4 protein-coding genes and 1 pseudogene are annotated in these 3,554 nt (G+C 62.2%); all 5 read left to right on the forward strand.

Annotation, left to right across the window (positions count from 1 at the left end):
- Positions 1-504 (forward strand): TraB/TrbI/VirB10 family type IV secretion system protein (locus AC1DT2_RS18185; RefSeq protein WP_477297882.1); only part of this gene is annotated, 504 nt, incomplete at its 5' end.
- 7 nt (positions 505-511) lie between these two features.
- Positions 512-1,552: a P-type DNA transfer ATPase VirB11 gene (gene virB11 / locus AC1DT2_RS18190; protein ID WP_477297883.1), complete on the forward strand. Its 1,041-nt coding sequence runs from the start codon at positions 512-514 to the stop codon at positions 1,550-1,552.
- Between the two features lie 54 nt (positions 1,553-1,606).
- A pseudogene (locus tag AC1DT2_RS18195) lies at positions 1,607-2,012 on the forward strand (lytic transglycosylase domain-containing protein); the annotation flags it as partial.
- Positions 2,013-2,836: 824 nt separating this feature from the next.
- Positions 2,837-3,283, forward strand: a complete 447-nt coding sequence (locus tag AC1DT2_RS18200; protein ID WP_063570703.1) for a TrbC/VirB2 family protein — start codon at positions 2,837-2,839, stop codon at positions 3,281-3,283.
- Positions 3,276-3,554 (forward strand): VirB3 family type IV secretion system protein (locus AC1DT2_RS18205; RefSeq protein ID WP_477297885.1); only part of this gene is annotated, 279 nt, incomplete at its 3' end. The genes AC1DT2_RS18200 and AC1DT2_RS18205, both read left to right, overlap by 8 nt.

The raw sequence follows: 3,554 nt of genomic DNA on the forward strand, positions 1-3,554 counted from the left end.
AACGGCGTCGTCACCCAACCCGACAACTCATTCACCTCCAAGCGCCTGTTGCTGCCGAAGGGCTCGAAGGTCATGGGCAAGTACGAAATGGAACCGAACGGCCCGCGCGTCGCCGTCATCTGGGACCGCATCGTCACGCCTACTGGTATCGACGTGAACATGGCCAGCCCGGGCATCGACACCTTGGGCGGTGCGGGCCACCCCGGCCTTTATAACGCCCACTGGGGCAGTCGTATCGGCTCAGCGTTGCTTATCAGCTTGCTCAGCGACGCTTTCAAGTACGAAGCAGCCGAGCATGGTCCCCGCCAAACGACGATCAGCAACGGCGTCGTCACGCAGAGTCCGTTCGAAAGCAACACGGCCGACACGATCCAGCAGCTTGCCAACTCTGCCGTGCAACGTCAGGCCAACCGCCCCGCCACCGTCACGATCAACCAGGGCACCGTGCTGGCGATCTATGTAGCCAAGGACGTCGACTTCACCGGCGTGGTTACGAGGTACTGAGACGACTATGGACGACGGCGCACTGGCATCCATCGGCAATGACTTCCTCGAGTACCAGTACGAGGTACTGGGAGTGAAGGATTTCCTTGCCTCATCGGATGTCACCGAAATCTGTATCAACCGCCCTGGCGAGCTTTATCTCGAGCGCCGGGGTGGCTGGCAGCGTGTTGAAGTGCCGTCACTGACGTTCGAGCGTGCACGCCAGTTCTGCACCGCCGTCGTCAACGAGAGCAATACCGGTCAGCGAATCACGGATACGGACCCCGTAGTGTCGCTGACCTTTCCCACCGGCCAGCGCGCGCAGTTCGTCATCCCGCCTGCCTGCGAGGCCGGGCGTGTATCGATCACCATTCGCCTCCCGTCGAAGGAGACACGCACTCTCGCGCAGTACAGCGAGGACGGATTCTTCAACGAGATCCTCGAAGGCGCGAACACGATCAGCCAGGCTGACAAGGAACTTCTCGATCTACGGGCTGAACGTCGCTACGCGGACTTCTTCCGCCATGCGGTGCTCAACAAGAAGAACATCGTCGTCTCGGGTGCTACCGGAAGTGGCAAAACCACCTTCATGAAGTCGCTCGTGCACCACATTCCCGATGACGAGCGACTGGTCACGATCGAGGATGCGCGCGAGCTGTTCATCGATCAGCCGAACGTCGTGCACCTGATCTATTCCAAGGGTGGCCAAAGCGCCGCCAACGTCACGGCGAAGAGTTGCATGGAAGCCTGCCTGCGCATGAAACCGGACAGGATCATCCTGGCCGAGCTGCGCGGCGATGAGTCGTTTTACTTCATCCGAAATTGCGCATCCGGTCACCCAGGGTCAATCACAAGCTGCCATGCAGGCAGCGTCGAGCAGACCTGGGACCAGCTGGCACTGATGGTAAAGGCGTCCACGGAAGGAGCGGGACTGGAATTCGCGACGATCAAACGACTGCTGATGCTGACGATCGACATCGTGGTTCACATCAAGGCACATGCGGGCCGGCGCTATATCACCGGCATCGATTTCAACCCGGCTCGCGCCCTGGGCGCGAACGGGGGGTAACGCACACACACACACACCGGTCATCAAACAGGAGTTTCAAAGGTGGTACCAGGAATGGAAATGATGGGCTGTCAAAACCTTGCCGTACCGGCCGAGGTGATGCAGCACGTCGTCAACGTGGAGTCGAGCCACAACCCGTACGCCATCGGCGTGGTGGGCGGCAAGCTCGTGCGCCAACCACAGAACCTTCCTGAAGCCGTCGCCACCGTTCGCATGCTGGAAAAGAACGGCTACAACTACTCGCTGGGCGTCGCTCAGGTGAATCGCGCGAACCTCGGCAAGTACGGTCTGGACAGCTATGAAAAGGCTTTCGAATACTGCCCTAACCTTAGCGCCGGCTCGCAGATTCTCGCCCAGTGCTATGCCAGCGCGGGCAAGGATTGGGGCAAGGCCTTCAGCTGTTACTACTCAGGCAACTTCACGACCGGGTACCAGGATGGTTACGTCCAGCGCATTTTCAATTCGATGGCGAAGAGCGGAATGGTCGCCGGTGCCCAGGCGATCCCGCTCGAAGCGACCAAGATCCCCGTGCGGGTCGTCAGCGTTGGCAACGGTGTCACCGGCATCACCACCGACGGCCCCGCTTACCGCGTCGCCATGCGCCGCGTCGTCGACGCCGCCGCCGCATCGGTCATCGGACCAACCGTTGCGTCGGCAACCGGCACGGGTATGCCAGAGACGACATCGCTAGCGCGGTCCCAGATGCTCGCGCAGGCGCAGAGCGTGCCAGTGCAGACATTGCCTGCCGGCGTCGTCCCGGTCACGAACCCGGTATTGACGCCCACGCCTGACGCGCCGCTCGGACCGATCCCGACCGACCCGGCCACGGCGGCCGCGCTGTCCCAGGTTGGAGCTCGCTTACCCCAGGTCGACCTGACCAAACAGCCAGGCCGAATTCGTACCGATCCCACCACCGCCGCCGTCATGTCGCAGATCGGCGTGTCTGCCAATGCGACAGGAAGCGCTCCGGCGCAAGCGCCGCAACAGGCGGGTGATCCCAATATCTTCGTACCCCAGGTCCGCGGCCCGCGTGACGCCGCGCCCACCCAGGGAACCGCCACACCGGTCGTCCAGCCTGGCCCACGCCAGGACCCCGCCGATCTACGCAACGGAGGCAGCGATGGCGCCTTCGTGTTCTGACCTCATGCCACCCCTACACGTGACGGAGTCCCTGCCTCGTCACGTCGGCCTTCGGGCCACCGCAACCCGGGTCCGCGCCGCGGCCCCGTCCTTCGTCCGGCGGCGTCTGCCGTCTCTATCTGAACTGTAAAGAGGAACCTCGTGATGGCCCTGCCCTCTCTGTCCAAGGCGTTTGCCACGTCCAAGAAGCCGCTGATGAACGCCATCGGCACGTTCGCCCTTGTGGCCGCCCTGATGATCCCGAGCCTTGCGCTCGCGCAGGTCGGCGAGACCGGCACCAAGGTGTGCGGCTTCTTCCAGGACATCAACTCATTGCTCAACGCTGCATCCATCGTCGTCGTGACGATCGCGGTGATCTTCTCCGGCTATGGCATCGCCTTCGCGCACAAGCGCATCGCTGACGTGGCTCCGGCCCTGATCGGTGGTGTGATGATCGGCGCAGCGGCTCAGGTCGCCAAGATGGTCGTGGGCGGCAACGGCAGTGGCAGTGGCGCCTCGGCATGCACCCAGAGCAGCGGCGGCAGCAGCACCGCCGGCCTGCTAATCGATGCCATGAACGTAGCGATGCACTTCATCCATATCCATGCATAAGAACGCGCTATTTCGCGGCTGCACCCGACCGCCCATGTTCATGGGCGTGCCTTATATCCCTTTCTTCATGGGTGCAGGCACGGGTCTGTTGTTGGCGATGTACTTCAACTTCTGGTTCCTGCTGCTCATTCCCGTATCGGTCTTCGTGATGCGCCAGATGGCACGTCGCGATGAAATGATCTTCCGGCTGCTCGCGCTACGCCTGAGGTTCAAGACGCTGGTGCGAAATGTGCCCGAGCACGACGGAATGTGGGTGTTCACGCCGAACAAC

Source organism: Luteibacter sp. P4_E6 (assembly GCF_056401535.1).